Origin of the sequence: Caballeronia sp. GAFFF2, assembly GCF_023631485.1 — a bacterium.
In the GTDB taxonomy this organism is placed as follows: Bacteria; Pseudomonadota; Gammaproteobacteria; order Burkholderiales; family Burkholderiaceae; genus Caballeronia.
Genome location: NZ_JALQDA010000030.1, coordinates 161,462 through 183,452, shown reverse-complemented (window position 1 = coordinate 183,452; position 21,991 = coordinate 161,462). Strand labels below are relative to the sequence as shown.

Annotated in this window: 20 protein-coding genes; 17 read left to right on the top strand and 3 right to left on the bottom strand. The window is 63.1% G+C overall.

Annotated features, from left to right (window positions below):
• Positions 1 to 386: 386 nt before the first annotated feature.
• Positions 387 to 1,514 carry a sensor histidine kinase gene (locus NCT04_RS23080; RefSeq protein ID WP_250467873.1) on the top strand — a complete coding sequence of 376 codons (1,128 nt, stop codon included), beginning with the start codon at positions 387 to 389 and terminating at the stop codon, positions 1,512 to 1,514.
• 14 nt (positions 1,515 to 1,528) lie between these two features.
• Here the strand turns inward: NCT04_RS23080 and NCT04_RS23075 are convergent, their stop codons facing one another.
• The 3 genes from NCT04_RS23075 to NCT04_RS23065 all read right to left on the bottom strand — a co-directional run bounded on the left by NCT04_RS23075 (position 1,529) and on the right by NCT04_RS23065 (position 3,729).
• Entirely contained in the window at positions 1,529 to 1,921 is a 393-nt protein-coding gene (locus NCT04_RS23075) for a response regulator (protein ID WP_250467872.1), read from the bottom strand.
• Between the two features lie 85 nt (positions 1,922 to 2,006).
• Positions 2,007 to 2,819 (bottom strand): transglutaminase-like domain-containing protein, encoded by an 813-nt coding sequence (locus NCT04_RS23070; RefSeq protein ID WP_250467871.1) that lies wholly within the window; start codon positions 2,817 to 2,819, stop codon positions 2,007 to 2,009.
• A 178-nt stretch (positions 2,820 to 2,997) separates the two neighbouring features.
• Complete coding sequence (locus tag NCT04_RS23065; RefSeq protein WP_250467870.1) at positions 2,998 to 3,729, bottom strand: GntR family transcriptional regulator; 732 nt, start codon at positions 3,727 to 3,729, stop codon at positions 2,998 to 3,000.
• Positions 3,730 to 4,111: 382 nt separating this feature from the next.
• Between NCT04_RS23065 and NCT04_RS23060 the strand changes: the two genes are divergently transcribed.
• The 16 genes from NCT04_RS23060 (at position 4,112) to NCT04_RS22985 (ending at position 21,947) form a co-directional block, all read left to right on the top strand.
• Positions 4,112 to 4,999 carry an ABC transporter substrate-binding protein gene (locus NCT04_RS23060; protein ID WP_250467869.1) on the top strand — a complete coding sequence of 296 codons (888 nt, stop codon included), beginning with the start codon at positions 4,112 to 4,114 and terminating at the stop codon, positions 4,997 to 4,999.
• A 33-nt stretch (positions 5,000 to 5,032) separates the two neighbouring features.
• On the top strand, positions 5,033 to 6,094 hold the full coding sequence (locus NCT04_RS23055) for an ABC transporter substrate-binding protein (protein WP_244831181.1): 1,062 nt from the start codon (positions 5,033 to 5,035) through the stop codon (positions 6,092 to 6,094).
• Complete coding sequence (locus tag NCT04_RS23050; protein ID WP_250467868.1) at positions 6,091 to 7,002, top strand: ABC transporter permease; 912 nt, start codon at positions 6,091 to 6,093, stop codon at positions 7,000 to 7,002. Before NCT04_RS23055 ends, NCT04_RS23050 begins: the two co-directional genes overlap by 4 nt.
• A 1-nt stretch (position 7,003) precedes the next feature.
• Entirely contained in the window at positions 7,004 to 7,834 is an 831-nt protein-coding gene (locus NCT04_RS23045; RefSeq protein ID WP_244831179.1) for an ABC transporter ATP-binding protein, read from the top strand.
• Entirely contained in the window at positions 7,831 to 8,706 is an 876-nt protein-coding gene (locus NCT04_RS23040) for a carbon-nitrogen hydrolase family protein (RefSeq protein ID WP_250467867.1), read from the top strand. The genes NCT04_RS23045 and NCT04_RS23040 overlap by 4 nt, the downstream gene beginning before the upstream one ends.
• Positions 8,707 to 8,741: 35 nt before the next feature.
• Positions 8,742 to 10,289, top strand: coding sequence for an amidohydrolase family protein (locus NCT04_RS23035; RefSeq protein WP_250467866.1), 1,548 nt, complete (start codon positions 8,742 to 8,744; stop codon positions 10,287 to 10,289).
• Positions 10,289 to 11,524, top strand: a complete 1,236-nt coding sequence (locus NCT04_RS23030) for an ArgE/DapE family deacylase (RefSeq protein WP_502800694.1) — start codon at positions 10,289 to 10,291, stop codon at positions 11,522 to 11,524. Before NCT04_RS23035 ends, NCT04_RS23030 begins: the two co-directional genes overlap by 1 nt.
• A 31-nt stretch (positions 11,525 to 11,555) precedes the next feature.
• A complete protein-coding gene (locus NCT04_RS23025) occupies positions 11,556 to 12,290 on the top strand; it encodes an aspartate/glutamate racemase family protein (RefSeq protein WP_244831175.1) in 735 nt (244 codons plus the stop codon).
• Between the two features lie 209 nt (positions 12,291 to 12,499).
• Positions 12,500 to 13,945 carry a dihydropyrimidinase gene (gene hydA, locus NCT04_RS23020; RefSeq protein WP_244831174.1) on the top strand — a complete coding sequence of 482 codons (1,446 nt, stop codon included), beginning with the start codon at positions 12,500 to 12,502 and terminating at the stop codon, positions 13,943 to 13,945.
• Between the two features lie 80 nt (positions 13,946 to 14,025).
• Positions 14,026 to 15,666, top strand: coding sequence for an ABC transporter substrate-binding protein (locus NCT04_RS23015; protein WP_250467864.1), 1,641 nt, complete (start codon positions 14,026 to 14,028; stop codon positions 15,664 to 15,666).
• 73 nt (positions 15,667 to 15,739) lie between these two features.
• The gene (locus NCT04_RS23010) at positions 15,740 to 16,780 is read left to right on the top strand and encodes an ABC transporter permease (protein WP_244831172.1); all 1,041 of its coding nucleotides are present in this window, start codon (positions 15,740 to 15,742) and stop codon (positions 16,778 to 16,780) included.
• The gene (locus NCT04_RS23005; RefSeq protein WP_250467863.1) at positions 16,777 to 17,628 is read left to right on the top strand and encodes an ABC transporter permease; all 852 of its coding nucleotides are present in this window, start codon (positions 16,777 to 16,779) and stop codon (positions 17,626 to 17,628) included. The genes NCT04_RS23010 and NCT04_RS23005 overlap by 4 nt, the downstream gene beginning before the upstream one ends.
• Positions 17,625 to 19,292, top strand: a complete 1,668-nt coding sequence (locus NCT04_RS23000; protein WP_250467862.1) for an ATP-binding cassette domain-containing protein — start codon at positions 17,625 to 17,627, stop codon at positions 19,290 to 19,292. Before NCT04_RS23005 ends, NCT04_RS23000 begins: the two co-directional genes overlap by 4 nt.
• Positions 19,289 to 20,215 (top strand): NAD-dependent epimerase/dehydratase family protein, encoded by a 927-nt coding sequence (locus tag NCT04_RS22995; RefSeq protein WP_250467861.1) that lies wholly within the window; start codon positions 19,289 to 19,291, stop codon positions 20,213 to 20,215. Before NCT04_RS23000 ends, NCT04_RS22995 begins: the two co-directional genes overlap by 4 nt.
• Before the next feature lie 23 nt (positions 20,216 to 20,238).
• Positions 20,239 to 20,997: an SDR family NAD(P)-dependent oxidoreductase gene (locus tag NCT04_RS22990; protein WP_250467860.1), complete on the top strand. Its 759-nt coding sequence runs from the start codon at positions 20,239 to 20,241 to the stop codon at positions 20,995 to 20,997.
• 47 nt (positions 20,998 to 21,044) lie between these two features.
• Positions 21,045 to 21,947, top strand: a complete 903-nt coding sequence (locus NCT04_RS22985; RefSeq protein ID WP_250467859.1) for a polysaccharide deacetylase family protein — start codon at positions 21,045 to 21,047, stop codon at positions 21,945 to 21,947.
• Positions 21,948 to 21,991: the final 44 nt, after the last annotated feature.

Sequence of the window (21,991 nt, the reverse complement as noted above, 5' to 3'; positions counted from 1 at the left end):
GCCCGATAACAGGTGATTCCCGCTTATTTAAAGGATGCGAGGGACGTGGTGCGCGGCTCGCGTGCGAGTTGCATGATAATGAATCTTCATGCATAGAACTAAAACGATCTGGGGCCGACGAAATGCCGGCTGCGGTTATCGATCTCGCAAAGCGCACTGCAAATCCACTCACGGATTTGCAACATTGGACGCGCGGAATCAAATAACTTTTTCTCGGGAACCGGCTGCGTAGCATTGCAGCGCGAGCGCGCAAGGCGCTCTTTGGTTCGGCTCGGATCGCTCGGTCTTGTTCGAGCAATCGCGCCTTTTGACTCTCACTCTCACTGGCATAGCTGCTTCCTCCACATGGCCGGCCGGTCACGCGCGTGGCGCCAAGGACATAGGCCATGATGCACAACTTCCTCTCCAATAATCGCTCAGAGCTGGTGGAGCGGTGTCGAGCCAAGGTCGCGAGCCGCCCGACGCGCGCAGCCTCCGATGCGCAGCTCGAAAACGGCGTGCCGATGTTTCTCGACCAATTGATCAAGACGCTGCGCATCGAGCAAGGCAGCGATCCGCTCGCGAGTCGCGCGGTATCGGGTGCGGCCGGCGGCATCATGACGGAATCGGAGATGGGCGCAACGGCCGGACAGCATGGTCACGCGCTGCATTTGCTCGGTTATACGATCGCTCAGGTCGTGCACGATTACGGCGATCTTTGTCAGGCCATTACCGATTTGGCGCACGAGCGCGATGTGCCATTCCAGATCAATGAATATCGGACGTTAAACCGCTGTCTCGATAACGCCATTGCGAAGGCTGTCACCGAATTCAGTTATCAACGCGCGCAAAGCACAAATCAGGAACAACAGCGCGCCTCTCAGGAACGGGCGGGTGAACTTGCACACGAACTGAGAAACGCACTGTCCATCGCGACAACGGCCTTCGAAGCCGCAAGAACCGGAAGTCTGAGCCTGACGGGCGCCACGGGAACGGTACTTCAGCGTGGCCTGGCTTCGCTGCGCACGCTAATCGACGGCTCCATTGCGGACGTCAAGGAATTGGCGGACGGCGGGACGTCGGCGGCGACGTTTTCGTTGGCCGACTTCATTACCGAGGTAGCGCACGCGGCTGAACTGGCAGCGCAAGTGCGAGGCGTGAAATTCACGGTGTCTCCCGTCGACAGCACGCTTGCCGTCAGCGCCGACCGCGATGCGCTTTATTCGGCACTTGGCAATCTGCTGCAAAACGCGTTCAAGTTCACGCGCCCGCAAAGCGAAGTGTCGCTCAACGCTTATGCCGTGGCCGGCCGCATTCTAATGGACGTGAAAGACCATTGCGGGGGACTTCCGCCCGACTCCACGCTCACCATGTTCGAACCATTCACGCAGCAGTCCGCCGACAAGAGCGGCTTGGGCCTGGGCTTGTCGATTTCCAAAAAGATCGTCGAGACGTATGGCGGCGTGTTGAGCGTGGCGAACCTACCGGGCGTCGGGTGTATCTTCACCATCAACCTGGCGCGCCATTCGGTTTGACGACGGCGCTCGAATCAGCGGGCGCTTTTTAGCGAACTGGCGTGAAGCGCCAGCGTTTCGAGTAGCGCGCTCAACCTGAGCGGCTTCGTGAAGTGGTAATTGAAACCGGCGCGTATCGATGCCGCGCGTTCCGCCATCGAAGACAACGCGGTCACGGCGATCAGGAGCGTCAGTTTGTGCTCGTCGGCCTGGCGCAACTGACGCGCAACCTCGCGCCCGTCCATGAGCGGCATTTCGACATCGATCAGGGCAATCTCGGGGCGCCAGCGGCGAATCTCGGCCAGCGCGGCGCAACCGTTTTGGGCCGTATGGACATCGTAGCCTTCGAGCGATAGTGCTGAAGCGCAGGCCGCACGAATGGCGGCATCGTCGTCCGCAACAAGGAGACGGGGCAGGTGCTTGCGCATGATGGTGCTCGCTTTTTTAATGGCTAATACATCTATTCGAGCATTGAGCATTCCCGACCATGCAGACTATTCGTGCGGCGCGCCTCTAATAGCCCTGCTCGGGCTCGCAAACCACATGAAAATTGACGAGCGTGGTCAGCCCGAACGTGTTGCTGAGCGCGACATCGGCGGCGTCGCGGCCGTACGCCATCAGCACGCGGCCAACGCGCGGCGCGTTATTGCGCGGGTCGAAGACCTGCCACGTGCCGCCGACATAGGCCTCGAACCACGCCGCGAAATCCATCGGCGCATAAGGCGGCGGCAAGCCGACATCGCTGATATAGCCGGTGCAGTAACGTGCCGGAATATTCAGCGCGCGGCACAGCGTCACCGCGAGATGCGCGAAGTCGCGGCACACGCCCACGCGCTCCTGGTAAGCCTCCCAGGCCGTCTTGGTCGGGCGCGCATGGTGATAGCCGAACGTGATGTGATGATGCGCGAAGTCGCAGATTGCCTGCACGCGGGCCGCGCCCGGCGCGGAGTTGCCGAAGAGTTGCCAGGCGGCTTCCGATAGCAGATCGGTTTCGCAGTACCGGCTGCCGAGGAGAAAGACGAGGCACTCGTCGGGCAGTTCTTCCACCGCGTGTTGCCGGCCATCCATGGGACGCGTTTCGAACTCGCCCGATACATTGAGCAATGCGGAAGTCGACAGTTCGAAACGCCCCGGCGGCGCCACGATCCGGCTGCACAAATTACCGAAACCATCGCGATACTGAGTAATCGGCACCGGCGGATTGGTGGCAAGCACGTCCGCCACGATCACATCGTTGGCATGCGAGTAATGCGTGTTGAGCATCAGCATCATGGGTGTCGGCTGCGGACACTCATAGGCAAGATCGTAGCCAACGCGGAGTCTCATCGGACATCCTTTGCTGTGATGATTCGTGTGGGGCGTCTCGAAGGACGCCGCAAGCGAGGCACTTGCAGCCACACTATACTGCGCCGCCCTGAAGTCATTAAAGCCGGAAAATTAATGTGGAGCGTGCGGTATCGCGCGGTTCAAAAGCGCGCGCCCCTCACGCATCGCACATCGCACGCTACGCGCCACGCAGCAGGATAGCTTCGAGATCGTCCTCCTCTTCTTCCGCCGTATGCAGGCGCAGGGTAGCTTCGATGTGCGCGAGATGCTCGACCATGAGCTTTTGCGCCAGCTTGACGTTGCCGGCTTCGAGCGCATCGATCAGGCGCGCGTGCTCGTCGTGCGGACACGCCTCCGAGGTCGGCGCGTTGTAGAGCAGGATGGTCAGACACGTGAGCATCTGCAGGCCGCGCATGGTGCGCTCGATGAAGCGGTTGCCGCCAAGCTGCGCCAGCAACACATGAAACTCCCCCGAGAGCCGTACAGCGGTGCGCCGGTCATTGCGCTTGCGTGCATCTTCCTCGCGCGCGACATGCGCCCTCAATGACGCGATGTCCTTCTTCGTCGCGGACCGGCAAACCTTCTCGATTACGGGCAGTTCTATCTGCCGCCGCGCCTCGAAAAGTTCGCGCGCTTCTTCCACCGTCGGGCTCGCGATAAACGCGCCCCGGTTCGGCACGATAGTCACCACCAGTTCATGCGAAAGCTGTTGCAGCACCGCGCGCACCACCGTGCGGCTCACGCCGAAGATGGCGGCGAGCCGGTCTTCCGCGAGCTTCGTCCCCGGATGCAGGCGATGTTCGGCGATGGCGTTCATCAACCGTTCGTAAATGGGGTTGCGTTGAACGCCGTCGAATGACCCTTTGACGTCGAGTTCAATCGATGCGCTTCGTTTCTTGTCTGTGGGCATGAGGTCTTCCTGAGTCCTGCGGTATTCCTGGCGCGATTATCCGCTTAGATTGCATACGATTCAAATCGGGATTGTATGTATCAGCACTGTGAAGCGCAGAACAAACCAAGCAAAAAGCAGCATTGTTGGTGCCGAAAAGCATCGCGAAGGTGCAGCGCTACACGTCGATGGTGCGAAATGGTCCTAGTAAACCGCAGTAAGTCTCGTATACAAACTCAGCTGATTTTGTAGTCAATAATCTGCATCGCTAGTAAACAAAGGCCGTCGCGGATAACGTCAACTTACGTATGCAAAAGTGGCACGGTCTTCGCTAAAGCTCTCGGGCGATGCCTCTAAGCGCTGCACGACGTCTCACGGAACGAACCCGACCACTGGGAACACGATGCGAAAGTTGTTGCTGGCGCACGGCGGTGCGCTTTCCAATCTGCCGCTCTTCGTCGCCATCGACGCGGGCTTGCTCGAAGCGCGCGGACTTCATGCCGAAGCACCAGAGCTGGCCGAATTCAAATCGACGGCCGCGCTGTTGCGTACCGGTGCGGCGCAACTGGGCACCACGGGCTTCACGCAAGCGTTAGTCGATCACGCGTTGCCCGATCCGCTGCGCATCGTCGGCGGCAGCGGCAAGCTCGGCATGGCGCTGGTCGGGCAAGGCGGTTTGACCGTCGAGGCACTGCGCGGCCAGCGCGTGGGCACCTTCGCCGACGACCCCATGGAGGCCCTGCTCTACGACGCCTTGCGCATTTACGGCGTCGGCATGAGCGAGGTCGAATGTGTGCACTTCGGCTCGCTGACCGCCGCCGCCGGCGATCTGCTCGCCGGCCGCATTGCCGCGTTGACGCTGGTGGAACCGTATATCTCGCGCTTCGTGGCGCAAGGCTTCGATGTGCTCTGCGACGGCATAGAAGCATGGGGCGGCGACTATCCCGACACACTGCTTGTCGCGCGTGAAAGTTTTCTCGTGGCACAGCCGGACATCGTGCGCGAAGTGCTCGCCGGCATGCTCGAAGCGCAAGCGCTCATCGAGCGCGATCCGCACGCCGCGTTGCGCGCGAGTGCGCATCGATGGCCCGAGTTTTCGCATGACGAGTTGCTCGCGGGCATGGCGCGTCAGCCATCCGATGTCGACATTCGGCCGTTACGCGCCAGCGTGCTCGCGCGGGCATCGGCACTCGAAGCGCTTGGACGCATGCGTATCACGCCGCGCTTGAGCGACATCTTCGCCCTCGATCTGCTCGACGGCTTGCTCAAGTCCGGACCGATTTTCCAATGAAACGCCTTTGTTCAATTTGACGGGGATATCACGATGTTCAGGAAATTCATCGATAAAAACGCGGCATCGCTGCGTCTTAGCGCAATCAGCCACGAGCGGCGCGACTTTCTTGCGCGCAGTGCCTGCATGGCGGGCGGCGCGATGCTCGGCGGCGCATGGCTCACCAACGCCAGCGCGGCCGGCGGTCTCACGCTCAAGGCGACGCACGGCACGGGCCTCTGTAATTGCCCGTTCTTTCTCGTGAAGGAGCGCAATCTGGCGCAAGGCGTGACGCTCGATTTCGTGACCACGCCGACCAACGCCGACATCGCGGCGCTCTTCGGCGCGGGCGTGGTGGATGTGAGCGTCGTGCCGTACACCAACTTCATGACGCTCTACGATGCGGGCGCGCCCATCAAGGTCGTCGCGGGATCGGGCGTGCAGGGCTGCGTGATCGTCGCGCAGCCGGGCATCACGTCGGCGGAGCAGTTGCGCGGCAAGACCATCGGCACGTTCCAGGCCGATACGCTCGAAATGCTGCCCTACGACTATCTGAAGAAAGCGGGCATGAGCTTCAAGGACGTCAAGGTGCGCTACTTCGGCACGTCGCCGGAACTGGCGCAGGCGTTCATCGCGGGCAATATCGATGCGATGTGCCATATCGAGCCGTACGCCACGCAGGCGCTGAAGTCGCGCGCGGGTTCGGTCATGCTTTCCAATGGCGTCGATGTGTACGGCGCGAACTATTCCGACTGCGTGCTCGCGGTGCGCGAGAAGTTGCTGCACGAGAATCGCGATGCCGTGAAGTCGCTCATCAAGGCCATGATGGTCGCGCAGCATCAGGAAGAACAGGATCGCGCGACCGCCGTGAAGGACACCGTCGGCAAATACTTCAAGACGAGCTACGACGCCACGCTCGACGCCGCCACCAAGCAGCCGCCGATGATCGATCAGCGTGGCAACGAAGCGTTCATCCTCGGCCGCGCGGAAAATCTGAAGGAGCTTCGCTACATCAAGAAGCTGCCAGGCAAGGACATGTTCGACTGGGGGCCGCTCACCGAAGTCATCAAGGAAAACGGCGACCTGTACGCGCAATTGCAGCGAAAGACCGCATGAGCAGCCTCATGGGATACGCCACTTCCCGCCTGAAGCGCGCGAGCGACAAGACCGCCGATGGACGCGCGCGGGCGCGGCGCGCGCCGCTCCTTGCGCGCATCGTGCCGCTTCTGTGGGGCATCGCTTCGCTTGCGTGCTTCATCGCCGTGTGGGAAGCGGCCTGGGCGCTGCACTGGGCCGATCCACTCCTGCTGCCGCCGCCGCATATCTTTTTGCGCAACTTCGGCTCGCAGGCGCAGTACTTTTTGTCGAGCGATGTGATCGGCGAGCAGTCGAGCGGCACGGCGTTCGGCGCGCTGGCGATGACCATCGTCGCGACTACCTTGCGCGTGCTCGCCGGTCTCACGCTCGGCTTCGTTTGCGCGGTGGCGATGGGCGTGGCAATCCGTTACTTTCGTCTCTTCGGCAATCTCACGCTGCCCACCATCACGCTGCTTGCGCCGATCTCGCCCATTGCGTGGCTGCCTGTCGCGATCTTTCTGTTCGGCATCGGCAATGGGCCAGCGGTGTTCATGGTCTTCATCTCGCTCTTTTTCGTGATGACGGTATCGACCATCGGACAAATAGACAGCGTGAGCCGTACGCAGCTGAACGTGGCCGCCGTAATGGGCGCCACGCGCGCGCAGACGTTTCGCCATGTGATCCTGCCCGCGATTCTGCCGTCGCTTTTCATGGTGCTGCGCATGAACCTGTTCGGCGCGTGGATGGTCGTGCTGATTGCGGAGGCGACCGGCGTGGGCAGCGGGCTCGGACAAGTGGTGATGCTCTCGCGCAATACCTTCAACGCGAGCCTTTCGTTCTTCACGATGACGCTGATCGGCGTGCTCGGTTTCGCGTTCGATTACCTGTTGCGCATCGTGCAGCGCAAAGTGCTGTTTTGGGTGCCGGAAAGCGGCCTGAGGAAATGACATGACCGAACAAGCCTTTGCCGACGTTGCACCGAAGCGCCGCGGCCAGCCGCCGCTCGTGACCTGCACGGGCGTCGGCAAGACGTGGGAGACGGACGGCGAACCGTTCGTGGCTTTACGCGACATCGACCTCGAAGTAGCGCGCGGCGAGTTCGTCGTCTTTCTGGGTCCGAGCGGATGCGGCAAGAGCACGCTGCTCTTTCTCATGGCGGGACTCGAACAGGCGACCGAAGGCCGCATTGTGTGCGGCGGCGCGGAAGTGCATGCGCCGGGCACGGATCGCGGGCTCGTGTTTCAGGAGGCGTCGCTTTATCCATGGCTCACGGTTGGGGAGAACGTCACGTTCGGCTTGAAGATGCAGCATGTGCCGAAGGATCGCCGCCGCCAGGTCGCGCAGGAGATTCTAGAACGCGTGGGACTTTCCGAAGCCATCGACAAGCGGCCGGATCAGTTGTCGGGCGGCATGCGGCAGCGCGCGGCCGTGGCGCGCGCGCTTGCGCTCAAGCCGGAAATCCTGCTGCTCGATGAACCCTTCGCCGCACTCGATGTGCAAACGCGCGCCCGCATGCAGGACTTTCTGATTCAGGTGTGGCGGCAAGCGGGCGTATCGATGGTCTTCGTCACGCATCATATCGACGAAGCCATCGCACTCGCGGATCGTATCGTCGTGTTCACGGCGCGGCCCGGGCGGATCAAGACGATCATTCCCGTCGACATGCCGCGTCCACGCGATTCGCGCAGCCCGGCCTTTCACGCGCTCGCCGATCGATTGACCGACCTGTTGCGCGACGAAGTTGACCGCGCGTTCGCGGAGCAGGAGCGCATCAAGTGACCGACGACGTGCTTCGCGTAGCCGCGATTCAATCGCCGCCCTGCACCACCGATCTCGCGCACAACGCGGCCATCGCTTTCGATGCGGTGCGCCGCGCCGCAAACGAAGGCGCGCGTCTCATCGCGCTGCCGGAACTCGCGACGGTGCCGTATTTCGCGGGCTCGCCTGCGGGACGTTATCGCGAATGGGCGAATCCCGCGCAAGGCGCTTTCGCCGATAAGTGGGCCGCGCTCGCAAAGGAATGCGATGCCGCGCTCATCGTGCCGTTCTACGAGCACGATCCCGCGAGCGGTTGCTATCACAACGCTGTGCTTGGCTTCGATGCCAAAGGCTTACCGTTGCGTGCGAATGCAAGCCCGGTTGCCCGCAAGCTGCACTTGCCCGTCGGCGACGATCCCCCGCCCGGCTTTGACGAGCCCGCGCATTTCACGCCCGGCTCGGGTCTGCATGTGGTGAACGTCGGTGTCTGGCGCGTGGGCGTGCTGGTTTGCTACGACCGGCGTTTTCCCGAGTGCTGGCGCGCGCTGCGGGCGCAAGGCGCGGACCTCGTGATCGTGCCGGTGGCGGGCAGCGGCGGCGACGACATGGACTTCTTCGTCGGCGAAATGCGCACGCATGCCCGCGAAAACGGCCTCGCCGTGCTGTGCGCGAACAAGGCCGGCGACGAGTTTCTCGATGACGCGCGTATCGACAACTTCGGCGAATCGTGTGTGATCGCGGCCGATGGAGCGGTGCTCGCGCGACGGTCCGGCGCGCTCGGCGCAGGCATCGTGAGCGCGACGCTCGTGCACGCGGATATCGCGCGCACGCGGCGTCGGCTCAATTATTACGCGCATCGGCGGACCGATCTATACGGCACGCCGTCGTTCTAATTTTCCCCATTCACTTCGAGAGAGCAGAGAACGCGATGTCCGAATCATTGATCGTGGCAGGATGGATTGTGAAAGGCGCGGCCGACCGGCATGCGGCCGAGGTGGTGCGCGACGCGGCGCTGTATCAACGCGATGGCGTGATCGTCGAGATCGGCCCGCGCGATGCGATGGTGCAGAAGTATCCGCACGCGCTGCGCCTTGGTTCGCCCGACACGGTGCTGATGCCGGGCTTCGTCAACAGCCACCATCATGTCGGGCTCACGCCGGTGCAACTCGGCTCGCCGGACCATGCGCTCGAACTTTGGTTCGCGAGCCGCATGGGGGCACGCGATATCGACTTGTATCTGGACACGCTCTACTCCGCCTTCGAGATGATCGCCTCGGGCATCACGACCGTGCAGCATATTCACGGCTGGCGTCCCGGTCCGCTCGATGCCATCCATCAGGCCGCGTCGCGCGTGCTCGATGCTTATCGCGATCTCGGCATGCGCGCGTCGTACAGCTTCGCGGTGCGCGATCAGAACCTGCTCGTCTACGAAGCCGACGACGACTTTTGCAACCGCCTGCCGTCCGAAACCGGCGATAAGCTGCGGGCGCATCTGCGGCGTTTTCGCATTCCGCTCGCGGATTACCTGCAACTCTTCGATACCCTCACGCGCGAGAACGAAGGCCATGCGCTAACGGCCATTCAGCTCGCGCCGGCCAACCTTCACTGGTGCAGCGACGACACGCTGCTCGCGCTCAAGGAGAAGTCGGCACGGCACGGCGTGCCCATGCACATGCATCTGGTCGAAACCGCGTATCAAAAGGAATATGCGCGGCGTCGCTCGGGCAAGACGGCAGTCGGCCATCTGAACGATCTGGGCCTGCTCGGTCCTTCGCTCACGCTCGGCCACGGTGTCTGGCTCACCGAGGCGGACATCGAGACCATCGCGCATACGGGCACCTGCATCTGCCATAACTGCAGTTCGAACTTCCGGCTGCGCAGCGGCGTCGCGCCGCTTAACGCGTTTGCGCGGCATGGCGTGACGGTCGGCATGGGGCTCGACGAAGCGGGCATCAACGAAGATCGCGACATGCTTCAGGAGATGCGTCTTGCGCTCAACGTTCACCGCACGCCGGGCATGGACGACGACGTGCCGACATGCCCGCAGATTCTCAAGATGGCAAGCGAGGACGGCGCGCGTACGACGCCGTTCGGCGCGCGTATCGGCAGGCTCGAAGAGGGGCGTCTCGCCGATCTCGTGCTGATGAACTACAAGACCGCGACGTGGCCGTATCAGGACGACGACATTCCCATGCTCGACGCGTTGATGATGCGCGCCAAGACCAATGCCGTCGATGCCGTGATGATCGGTGGCGAAGTGGTGTATCGCGAAGGCCGCTTCACGCGTATGGATCGCGATGCGGTGCTCGAAGACATCGCGCGTACGCTCTCGCAGCCGCGCAGCCTGGAAGAGACCGCGCGCCGCGAATTGGGGCGCGCCGTGTTCCCGCACGTCAAGGCGTTCTATGATGGCTATCTGACCGGCGAAAGCGAGACGCCGCGCGAGCCGTTTTACGCGCCGTCGTCGCGCATCTGATGCGGAGACCAAACGTGCAGGCGCTTTTACAATCGATCGATACGCGCTTCGAAGCGCAAGTGGAATTTCTCGCGGCGCTCGTGCGCAAGCCTTCCGACAATCCGCCCGGCGACTGCGCGCAGCACGCGCACATGACTGCCGGGCTGCTCGAAGCGCTCGGCTTCGAAGTCGAACGTCACGCGGTGCCGCAAACGCTCGTCGAGGCGGCGGGCATGCAGAGCGTCACGAATCTCGTCGTGCGGCAACGCTTTGGCGTTGGACCTGTCATCGCGCTCAACGCGCATGGCGATGTGGTACCGCCCGGCGAGGGATGGTCGAGCGACCCGTACGGCGCGCAGATTCGCGAGGGCGCGTTGTACGGGCGCGGCGCGGCGGTATCGAAGTCGGATTTCGCCACGTATGCGTTCGCGTTGAAGGCGCTGGTCGAAAGCGGCGTTGACCTCAAAGGCACGATCGAGCTGCATCTCACCTACGACGAGGAAACCGGCGGTCTGCTCGGGCCGGGATGGTTGCTTGCCGAAGGCATCGTCAAGCCGGATTACGCCATCTGCGCGGGCTTCAGCTACGCCATCACGGTTGCGCACAACGGCTGCCTGCATCTGGAAGTCACGGTGAGCGGCAAGTCGGCGCATGCGGCGCGGCCCGATACCGGACACGACGCGCTCGAAGCCGCGACCGTCGTGCTGAACGCGCTGTATGCGCATCGGCGCGAGTTGCAGGAGATTCGCTCGGCCACGCCCGGTATCGAGCATCCGACGCTCGTCGTCGGGCTGATCGAAGGCGGCATCAACACCAATGTCGTGCCCGACCGCGTGAAACTGCGGCTCGACCGGCGCATCGTGCCCGAGGAAAATCCGGCGCGCGCGCGTGAACGCCTGGAAAGCGTCGTGCGCGATGCGGCGCGCGAACTGCCGGGCATCACCATCACCACGCGCGAAGTGCTGGCCGCGACGCCCATGCGCACGCTGCCGGGCGCGGAACGTCTCACGCACGCGTTGCAGGACGCGGCGCTCACGATCATGGGCATCGACATACCGGCCGAAGGCGTGCCGCTCTATACCGACGCGCGCCTTTATTGCGAAGCGGGCGTGCCGACCGTGATCTATGGCGCGGGGCCGCGCACGCTGCTGGAAGCGAACGGACATCGCGCGGACGAGCACGTCAAGCTCGAAGACATGCGTATTGCGACGAAGACCGTCGCGCTCGCGCTGACCCGGCTTTTGGGCGGCGCTTGAGTTCAGACCACGAATCGAACGAAAGGAAGTCATGCGCATCAAGCTCATCAATCCCAACACGACGCAAGGCATGACCGACGCGATGGCCCGCTGCGCGCGCGCGGTCGCTTCGCCCGGCACGGAAGTCGTGGCGGTCAGTCCGACAATGGGCCCGCCTTCGATCGAAGGCCATTACGACGATGCGCTCGCCACGCCCGGCCTCCTCATGGAAGTGGCGCGCGGCGAGCAAGAAGGCTGCGACGCGTACGTGATCGCCTGCTTCGGCGACCCCGGCCTCTACGCCGCACGCGAACTCGCGCGCGGACCGGTAATAGGCATCGCGGAAGCGGCGATGCATGCCGCGAGCGTGCTTGCGCCGGGCTTTTCCGTGGTGACGACGCTCGGACGCACGCGCGGACTTGCCTGGCATCTCGCGCAGCGCTACGGCATGGAGCGCTTTTGCCGCAACGTGCGCGCGACCGAACTCGCCGTGCTCGAACTCGAAACGCCCGGTTCGGCCGCGCGCGCCACGATCCTCGAAGAATGCCGGCGCGCACTCGACGAAGACGGCAGCGAGGCGATCGTGCTGGGCTGCGCGGGCATGGCCGATCTGTGCGCGGAGTTGCAGGACACGCTGGGCGTGCCCGTCATCGACGGTGTGACGGCCGCGCTCAAGTGGTGCGAGGCGCTCGTCACGTTGAAGCTCAATACCGCCAAGCGCGGGGAATTCGCACGGCCGCTGGCCAAGCGTTACGTCGGGGAACTCGCGGCATTTAGTCCGCTTTGATCGGTAAGACTCAACGCCCTCCGCTTCAAACCCTTCCTTCCTCACAAAACCACGCGCGCCCGGACCGTTGAACGTCCCGGCGCGCGTTGCCGCTGATCGGCTAGGAATCTAGTCAACAACGTTGTTAACAACAAAAGTATTTTTGACACGATATTTTTCGGTGTAGTTTACTTGAACATGTCAACAACGCCCGCTACACCGGAGCATGCATGGACGCAGAATTCGACCTCGTGATTCGCAACGCCCAAGTTGCCACCGCAAGCGATACGTTCCTCTCCGACATAGGTGTGAAGGACGGCCGCATCGTGCAGATGGGTTTGTCGCTCGGCGCGGGCAAGCGTGAAGTGGACGCGCAAGGCCGCATCACCACGCCCGGCGGCATCGACGCGCATTGCCATCTGGATCAGCCCATCGCGCCGCCCGCCCGCATGACCGACGACTTCGAGTCCGGCACGCGCTCGGCGGCCTGCGGCGGCACCACGACGATCATCCCGTTCGCGGCGCAGCAAAAAGGGCAAACGCTGCGCGCGGCCGTAGACGACTATCACCGGCGCGCGGAAGGACGGGCGAGCATCGACTACGGCTTTCACCTGATCGTCTCGGACCCGACGCCGGACGTCATGGCGAATGAGTTGCCGCAGCTCATCGCGGAGGGCTACACGTCGTTCAAGATCTACATGACCTACGACGACATGAAGCTCGACGACGGCCAGATTCTGCGGCTGCTCGCGCTGGCCCGCGCACACGGCGCCATGGCGATGATCCACGCGGAAAACAGCGAGTGCATTGCGTGGCTCACCGAAAGCCTGCTCGACGCGGGTCTCACCGCGCCGCGCTATCACGCCGCCTCGCGTCCCATGCTCGTGGAGCGCGAAGCCACGCATCGCGCCATCAGCCTGGCCGAACTCGTCAACGTGCCAATGCTGCTCGTGCATGTCTCCGCGCGCGACGCGGTCGAGCAGATTCAATGGGCGCGAAGCCGCGGCCTCAAGGTGCTGTCCGAGACCTGCCCGCAATATCTGTTTCTCACGGCCGAGGACCTCGGCATGGACGACGGCTACGAAGGCGCGCGCTGTGTGTGCAGTCCGCCGCCGCGCGACAGCGATAGTCAGGAAGCGATCTGGAGTGCGCTCGCGGACGGCACGTTCACCGTGTTCTCGTCCGACCACGCACCCTTCTCCTTCGAAAGTCCCACGGGCAAGAAGCCGGGCGGCGAAGAAGTCGCGTTTCCGTATATTCCGAATGGCATTCCGGGCATTGAAACGAGACTGCCGCTGCTCTATTCCGAAGGCGTGATGACCGGGCGCATCTCGATCAACCGCTTCGTCGAACTCACCGCGACCAACCCCGCGAAGACCTACGGGCTGCATCCGCGCAAAGGCACCATCGCGATCGGTTCGGATGCCGATCTCGTGATCTGGGACGAGCATCCCGACGACCCCGTGCGCCTGACCAACGCCATGCTGCATCACGCCGTCGATTACACGCCATACGAAGGCCGCTCGCTCGATTGCTGGCCGGCCTACACCATCGCGGGCGGCGAAGTCGTGTGGGACGGAAGGCGCTACTTCGGCACGCCGGGACGCGGACGCTTCTTGCCGCGCGGCCTGCCCACCATCGTTCCGGCCAAACCTGCCGGCCGCGCGGCGCGATGAAGCGCGACGCGTCTGTTTCGAGTTCGCATCAACGGTTCCATCCGATTCCACCGGTCTCATCTTCACGCAAGGAGCGTGTCATGTCGCAAACCTACGACGCCAAGCCCGCGTCCGCATTGACGCGAGCGGGTTCCATCCAGCTTGCGCGGCTTATCGCGGCGGCCGCCGCGCTCGGCATCGGCGCGCTTGCCATGCCCGTTTTCGCGCAGAACAACAATTCGGTTCTGGTCGTGGCCGGGCCGCGCACGCCGGAGTCGCTGGATCAGGAATATCCGCCGACCGAAGCCAGTCACGAGGCGCGCCGCAACGTGTTCGAACGCTTGCTCACCTATGAGATGAAGCCGGGTGAAAACGGCGTGACCGTCGAGGACTTCAGCAAGCTCAAGGGTGCGCTCGCTGAAAGCTGGGAGACTTCGCCCGACAAGACTTCGATCACCTTCCATCTACGCCCCGGCGTCAAGAGCTATGCGGGCAACACGCTCACCGCCGACGACGTCATGTGGACCTTCCAGCGCGGCTGGAATCTGAAGGCGACGTTCCGCTGGTACATGACGCAGGTGCTGAAGATCACCGACTTCGACACGGCCTTCAAGAAAATAGACGACCACACGGTGAAGGTCACGCTGCCGGGTTCGTCGCCGCTGATCGAACGGCTGTGGGTGAACAACGATCTCGGCATCATCGATTCGGTCGAGATCAAGAAGCACATCACGCCGGACGACCCGTGGGGATCGCGCTGGCTCGCGAGCCATTCGGCATCGTTCGCGCCGTATCAGGTCACGAAGTATTCGCCCGGCCAGGAAGTGGTCTACGAGAGCAACAAGAACTACTATCGCGGCGCGCCGAAGCTCACGCGTATCGTGTTCCGCGAGATGCCGACGTCGGCCAACCGTCTCGCGGCGTTGCAGGCGGGCGCCGTCGATGTGGCCGAATGGCTCGCGCCGCGCGAACAGGCCACGCTCGAAAAAATGCCCGGCGTGAAAGTATGGAAGGTCTACGGCAATTACATTCAGCGCGTGGAAATGAACAACGCCGTTGCGCCCTTCAACAACGACAAGGTGCGTCAGGCGCTGAACTACGCGGTGCCGCGCGAGCAGATCCTCAAGTCCGTGTTCTACGGCACGGCGCGGCCCACCAAAAGCCCGGTATCGGAGATCTATCCCGCGTACACGGATCAGTACTACCACTACACCGAGGACCTCGACAAAGCGCGTGCTTTGCTGAAGGAAGCGGGCTACGAGAAGGGCTTCAAAACGCAGTTGGGCTATCCCACCGGCGACCAGACCGAGGAAGAACTGGCGATCATCCTGAAGACGGCTTTCTCGAAGATCGGCGTGGACGTGGAATTGCAGAAGCTGCCTGCATCGACGCTCGTCGAGCGCTATTCGAAGGGCACCATTCCCATGTACTTCTTCCGCGACATGGCTATCGTGCCGGATGCCGCGTACGTGACGAATCTCTGGCTCAACAGCGCGTCGCTCATCAACTATTCGCATTACAAGAATGCGGAAGTCGACAAGCTCATCAACGACAGTCTTTCGATGACCGACGAAGCCAAGCGCAAGACTTCGATGGAGCGCGTGCAGCAACTCGTGATGGGCGAAGCACCGTGGGTGTTCCTCATCAATCCGGGTTATCAGCTTGCCACGCGCGCCAACATCAAGGGCTATAGCTGGAACACGACCAACGGCAATACCTGGTACGACTTTTCCAAGAACTGAGGTCCTGACGCCGTGACGCCGCCGCGCAAGCCGGCGGCGTCTTCGCGGCGCGATCATCCTGAAGGAGTTCGCGATGTCCCTCTTCACCGCGTGGCGTTCGGCGCCGCGACCGCTTCGCATCGTCGTCGCGCGGATCGGCATTCTCATCCCGCAGATGTTCGGCGTGATGTTCGCGACCTTCCTGCTGATCCGCCTCCTGCCGGGCGACCCCGCGTTGCTCATGCTCGGCAACATGGCGACGCCAGACGCCATTGCATCGTTGCGCGAGAAGCTGCATCTCAACGGCACGGTGTGGTCGCAATTCGGCGGCTATCTCGTCGCGTTGATGCACGGCGACCTCGGCACCTCGATGTTCACCTCGAACCCCGTCACCGTGGATCTGCTGCAACGCGTGCCCGCCACGCTCGAACTCATCACCTATTCGATGATCCTCACCGTCGTGCTCGGCGTTGGAATCGCCGTGACCTCGGCGGTGCGACCGGGCGGACTGGTGGATCGCGCGAGCCGCGTCTACGGACTTGCCGCCGGCGCGATACCGGACTTCTGGGTCGGGCTCCTCCTCATCTACGCGCTCTTTCATATGGCGGGCATTGCGCCCGCGCCATTCGGGCGCGTCGATTCATTCGTCACGCCGCCGCCCACCGTCACCGGCTTCTACACCATCGACAGCGTGATTGCCGGGGACTGGGAAGCGTGGCGCTCGGCGGTCGCGCATCTGTGGCTGCCGGTGCTCACGCTCACCATCGTCAACATGGGCGGCCTGATGAAGCTCACGCGTTCGACTTTCGAGGGCATCTATCGCAGCGAGTTCATCCGCCATGCGCGCGCGTCCGGGCTTTCCGAGCCCATGCTCGTGCGAAGCGCGCTGCGCAACAGCCTGCCGCCCATCATCACCATGATCGGTTTTCTGTTTGGCTTCCTGCTTGGCGCGGCCGTGCTCGTGGAGACCATCTTCGCGTGGGGCGGCCTCGGGCAATACGCGGTGCAGGCCGTCATGAACAGCGACTATCCCGCGTTGCAGGGTTTCGTGCTCGTCGCGGCGGCCTTCATTCTGCTCGTCTACACGGCGGTGGACGTGCTCTACGGACTCGCCGATCCGAGGATCGAAATATGAAACCGATGAACGCGCTCTCCGCTTTTCGCCAGCGTCTCGACAAAGCGCTGATCTTCGGGCTTGCGCTGCTCGTGTTGCAGATCGTGCTGATCGTATTCGCGCCGCTCATCGCGCCGCATTCGCCAATAGAAGCGGACCCGTCCAACATTCTGAAGGCGCCTTCGTGGCACTACTGGTTCGGCACCGATGTATCAGGCATGGACATTCTCTCGCGCGTGATCTATGCAACGCGCATCAACCTGCTGATCAGCGTGACGGCGGTGGCGATTGCCTTCGTGATCGGCGTGCCGATTGGTCTTTTCATCGGCTACTACCGGAATACGTTGAGCACACTCGTGATGCGCGTGTTCGACTTCATTCAGTCGTTTCCGGTGTTCGTTATCGGCATGGCGCTGGTGTCTGTCATGGGCCAGGAAATCTGGAACGTGGCGATCGTGCTCGCCGTGCTTTTCATTCCGATGTTCGCGCGCCTGATCCGCGCCGAAGTGCTCTCGTTGCGCGACCGCCCGTTCATCAGCGCGGCGCGTTGCAGCGGCGCGACGGACGCGGGCATCATGTTCCGCCACATTCTGCCGAACGCGATCACGCCGGCCATCGTGCAGGTTTCGATCAGCATCGGCATGGCGATTCTTCTAACCGCGGGTCTTTCGTTCGTCGGCGCGGGCGTGCGCATGCCGACGCCCGAATGGGGCTTGATGGTTGCCAACGGCGCGCAGCAAATGATTCTCGGCGTGTGGTGGGCGGCGCTCTTTCCGGGCCTTGCCATCATCGTGTCCGTGCTGACCTTCGCCATTCTCGGCGATGCCGTCAAACGTATTGCGGAACCCGTCTCGCGAGGTGAGCAATGAACGCGTCTTCGCGACCCGTGCTGCTGGAAGTCGAACGGCTCACCGTCTCGTTCGGCGAGACTCCCGCCCGCCGCGTTCTCGATGAAGTGAGCTTCACGCTGCGCCAGGGCGAGATTCTCGGCATCGTCGGCGAAACCGGCGCGGGCAAGTCGGTGCTGGCGCGCTCGATCATCGACCTGTTGCCGGAGGGCGGACACATCGACGGCGGGCGGGTGATGCTCGCGGGGCAATCCGTGCTCGACATGCCCGCGCGCGAGAAGCGGCGCTTTCGCGGCGGCGAGGTCGCGCTGATCGGCACCAATGCAAAGATGCTGCTCGATCCGGTGGAGACGGTCGGCGCGCAGATCGTGCGCGTGTTGCGCGTGCATAAACGCATTGGACGGCAGGCGGCGTGGCGCGAGGCGATCGAACTCTTTAAGCAAGTGGGGATCGTGAATCCGGAAGCGCGCGCGCATGCTTATCCGCACGAACTATCGGGCGGCATGGCGCAGCGCGTGGTCATTGCGATGGCGTTGATCGCCCAGCCCAAGGTCTTGCTCGCCGACGACGCCACGCTCGGTCTCGACGCGACAATCCAGTTGCAGGTGCTCGATCTGCTCGCGCAGAAGGGCCGTGATCTGGGCCTCGGCGTCGTGATGGTCACGCACGATCTCGGCGTTGTCGCCAACTATTGCGACCGCGTGGCGATCATGAAAGACGGCCGGCTGATCGAGCTCGCTTCGGTCGGACCTTTTCTGCGCAGCCCGCAAGAACCGTACAGCCGCGAGTTGCTCGATGCCGCGAAAGCGCGCCCCGCGCCGCGCGAACCCGATCTGCGCACGGACGCCGACAAGGCCGCCGCGCGCCGTCCTTTGCTCGAAGTCGAACACCTGGTGAAGACCTTCGTCTCGGACCGCAATCATGCCGTCGTGCGCGCGATCGACGATGTGTCCTTCGCCATCGCGAAGGGCGAAACCCTCGCGCTCGTCGGCGAAAGCGGCTCGGGCAAGACGACGACCGGCCAATGCTTGTTGCGTCTGCTCGATGCGGACTCCGGCGTGATTCGCTTCGATGGCGTGAACACGCTCGATCTGTCGGAGCGCGCGTTCCGGGCCGTGCGGCGGCGCATGCAGATGGTCTTCCAGGAGCCTTATGTATCGCTCAATCCGCGCTGGCAGGTCCGCGATCTGATTGCAGAGCCGTTCGCGCTCGGCGAGAAGCTCACGCGCGCCGACCGCGAGGCGCGCGTGCTGCATCTGCTCGATCTCGTGAATCTGTCGCGACGGCGCGCGACTGCGTATCCGCATGAGTTGACGGCGGGCGAACAGAAACGCGTGGGCATTGCGCGGGCGCTCGCGGCCAATCCCGACTTCGTCGTCTTCGATGAATGCACGACCGCGCTCGATATTCGCGTGCGTGCGCAGATCATCGACCTCGTGCGTAACCTGCAGGCAGAGATGGGCTTGTCCGCCTTGTTCATCACGCACGATCTGAACTCCGTGCGCTCGCTCGCGCACTATGTCGCGGTCATGCGCAACGGCAGGATCATCGAAACTGGCGAGGCTGAAACCGTATTCGAGCGGCCGGTCGAAGAGTACACGCGCAAGCTCCTGAAGGCCGAGTTGCCGATAGAGGAAGTCGCAAAGACGGTTCACCATCTCGATGTCGCGGGAGAAAGACAATGAGCGTGCCGCAGAGAATCATCGTAACGGGCGCGGCGGGGCTCGTGGGCCGCGCGGTGGTCCGGCTTTTAAACGCGCGTGGCGATGAAGTCGTCGCGATGGATCGCAGCGGCGGGTTGCGCATAGACGATGTCACCGTCGCCGAATGCGATCTGCGCCACGTGCACGGACTGCATGCGCTGGCGCGCGGCGGCGTGTCGGGCGTCATTCATTGCGGTGCGTTTTCCGGGCCGATGGTCGCGCGCGATAACCCCGCCGCCATGTTCGACGTGAACATCGGCGGCACGGCCAATATGCTGGAAATAGCGCGCATACATGGCGCGCGCCGCTTCGTGTATTGCTCGTCGACGAGCGCTTATGGCGATACGCCGCCTGGTCCCGTCCCCGAAGATGTCGTGCTCGCGCCCGCCAGTCTTTACGGCGCGAGCAAGGTCTGCGGCGAGCAACTCGTCAGCGCCTACGCGCGGCAATACGGCGTGGATGGCGTGAGTCTGCGGCTGTCGTGGGTGTACGGCCCGCATCGCACGACCGACTGCATGATCCGCCGCATGCTTACCGACGCCATGACGAAGCAGCCGACGCACGTGCCGTTCGGCCTCGACTTTCATCGCCAGTACATTCATGTCGACGATGCCGCCGCCGCGCTCGTCGCCGCGCTCGATGCGCCGTCGCTGCCGCGCCGCACCTACAACATCACCGGTGGCGTGCGCGCGACGCTCGGCGAAGTGGCGGATATCGTACGCCGCGTGATGCCCGGCGCGGATATCGAACTCGCGCCCGGTCCCGATCCGCTCGACGAGAATCAGGAACGCTTCGACATTTCGGCGGCGGCCACGGACTTGGGTTACAGGCCGCGCCTCGATCTCGAAGCGGGCATTCGCGCTTACGCGCAATGGCTCGCCGAAACATCGGCCGAAACCGCATGATCGAATCAAGGAGGAGCATCAGCATGGAATCGTTCTCGCTGAAGGGCCGCACGGCATTCGTGACCGGCGGCAACACGGGTATCGGCCGCGCCATCGTGCAACTGTTCGCGGCTCAGGGCGCAAAGGTCGGCATTTCGCATATCGGCGATGCAGCCGGCGCGCAAGCACTCGCCGACGAACTCGCCGCCAGCGGTGCAGAAGCCGCCGTGACCGAATGCGACGTCACCGATGCCAATGCCGTCGCGCGCCTGAACGCATGGAGCCGCGAGCATCTCGGCCCCGTCGATATTCTCGTGAACGCGGCGGGAATCAGCGGCGAGACGCCGTTCGTCGATCTGTCCATCGACGAATGGGACCGCATGATGGCCGTGAATCTGCGCGGCACGTTCCTCGTCACCAAGCAGTTTTTCGCGGACATGATCGCGCAGAAGTACGGCCGCGTCATCAACATCGCCTCGCAACTCGCGTACAAGGGCACGTACGACATGAGCCACTATTGCGCGTCGAAGGCGGGCGTGGTCGGCTTCACGCGCGCGCTGTCCTACGAAGGCGCGCCGCACGGCGTGACCGTCAACGCCATTGCGCCGGGCCCCGTCGAAACCGCGATGCTCGCGAGCTTCACAAACGAATGGCGCGCGATGAAGTTCGCGCAGCTTCCCGCCGGCCGCTTCGGTGAAACCGGCGAGATCGCGCCCACCGCGCTCTTGCTCGCATCGGAAACGGGCGGCGCGTATTTCATCGGTCAGACGCTCTCGCCCAATGGCGGCGACGTGATGCTTTGAGCCCGCTCATCCTTTCGAAACACCACGACACGACACAGGAGTGCAGCATGGATCTCGATCGCGATTTCATCGGTTATGGCGCGCATCCACTCCACGCGCGATGGCCGGGCAACGCGCGTATCGCCATCAACTTCGTGATGAATTACGAGGAAGGCTCGGAGCCTTCCATCGGCGATGGCGAAGCCGCCACCGAGACCTGGTTCACCGAATCGCACGGCTTGAACTCCGGCGTGCGCGGCCGCGATCTTGCAGCCGAAGGTCTCTTCGAATACGGCAGCCGCGTGGGGTTCTGGCGCCTCATGCGGCTCTTTCGGGAGCGCGGCCTGCCGCTCACCGTGTATGGCTGCGCGCTGGCGCTCGAACGCAATCCGCAGGCAGCGGAAGCCATACGCCATTCAGGCTTCGACGTGTGCAGTCACGGCTGGCGCTGGATCAAGCATTACGACCTGAGCGAGGAAGAGGAACGCGAGCATATTCGCCGCGCGATCGAGTCGCTTGAGCGCACGACGGGCGAGCGTCCGTACGGCTGGTATTGCCGCTATTCGCCTTCCGTAAACACGCGAAGGCTGCTCGTCGAGGAAGGCGGCTTTCTCTACGATTCCGACTACTACGGCGATGAATTGCCCTTCTGGAAGGTGGTTCAGGGCCAGCCGCATTTGGTGATACCCTACTCGCTGACCACGAACGACGGTCAGTTCGCCGGGTCGGTAGGCACGGCCAATCAGTGGTTCGAATTCATGCGCGACAGCTTCGACATGTTGTATAGCGAAGGCGCGACACAACCGAAGATGATGTCGGTCGGGCTGCATATGCGGCTCATCGGTCATCCGGCGCGCGCGGCGGGTCTCCAGCGTTTCCTCGATCATGTGATGAAGCACGAGGACGTGTGGGTCACGCGGCGTATCGACATTGCGAACCATTGGATCAAGGAACATCCGTTCGTGCGGTAAGCGGTCGGGCGAAGCGAGCCTGACCATCGGCATGTCTCTTTCGA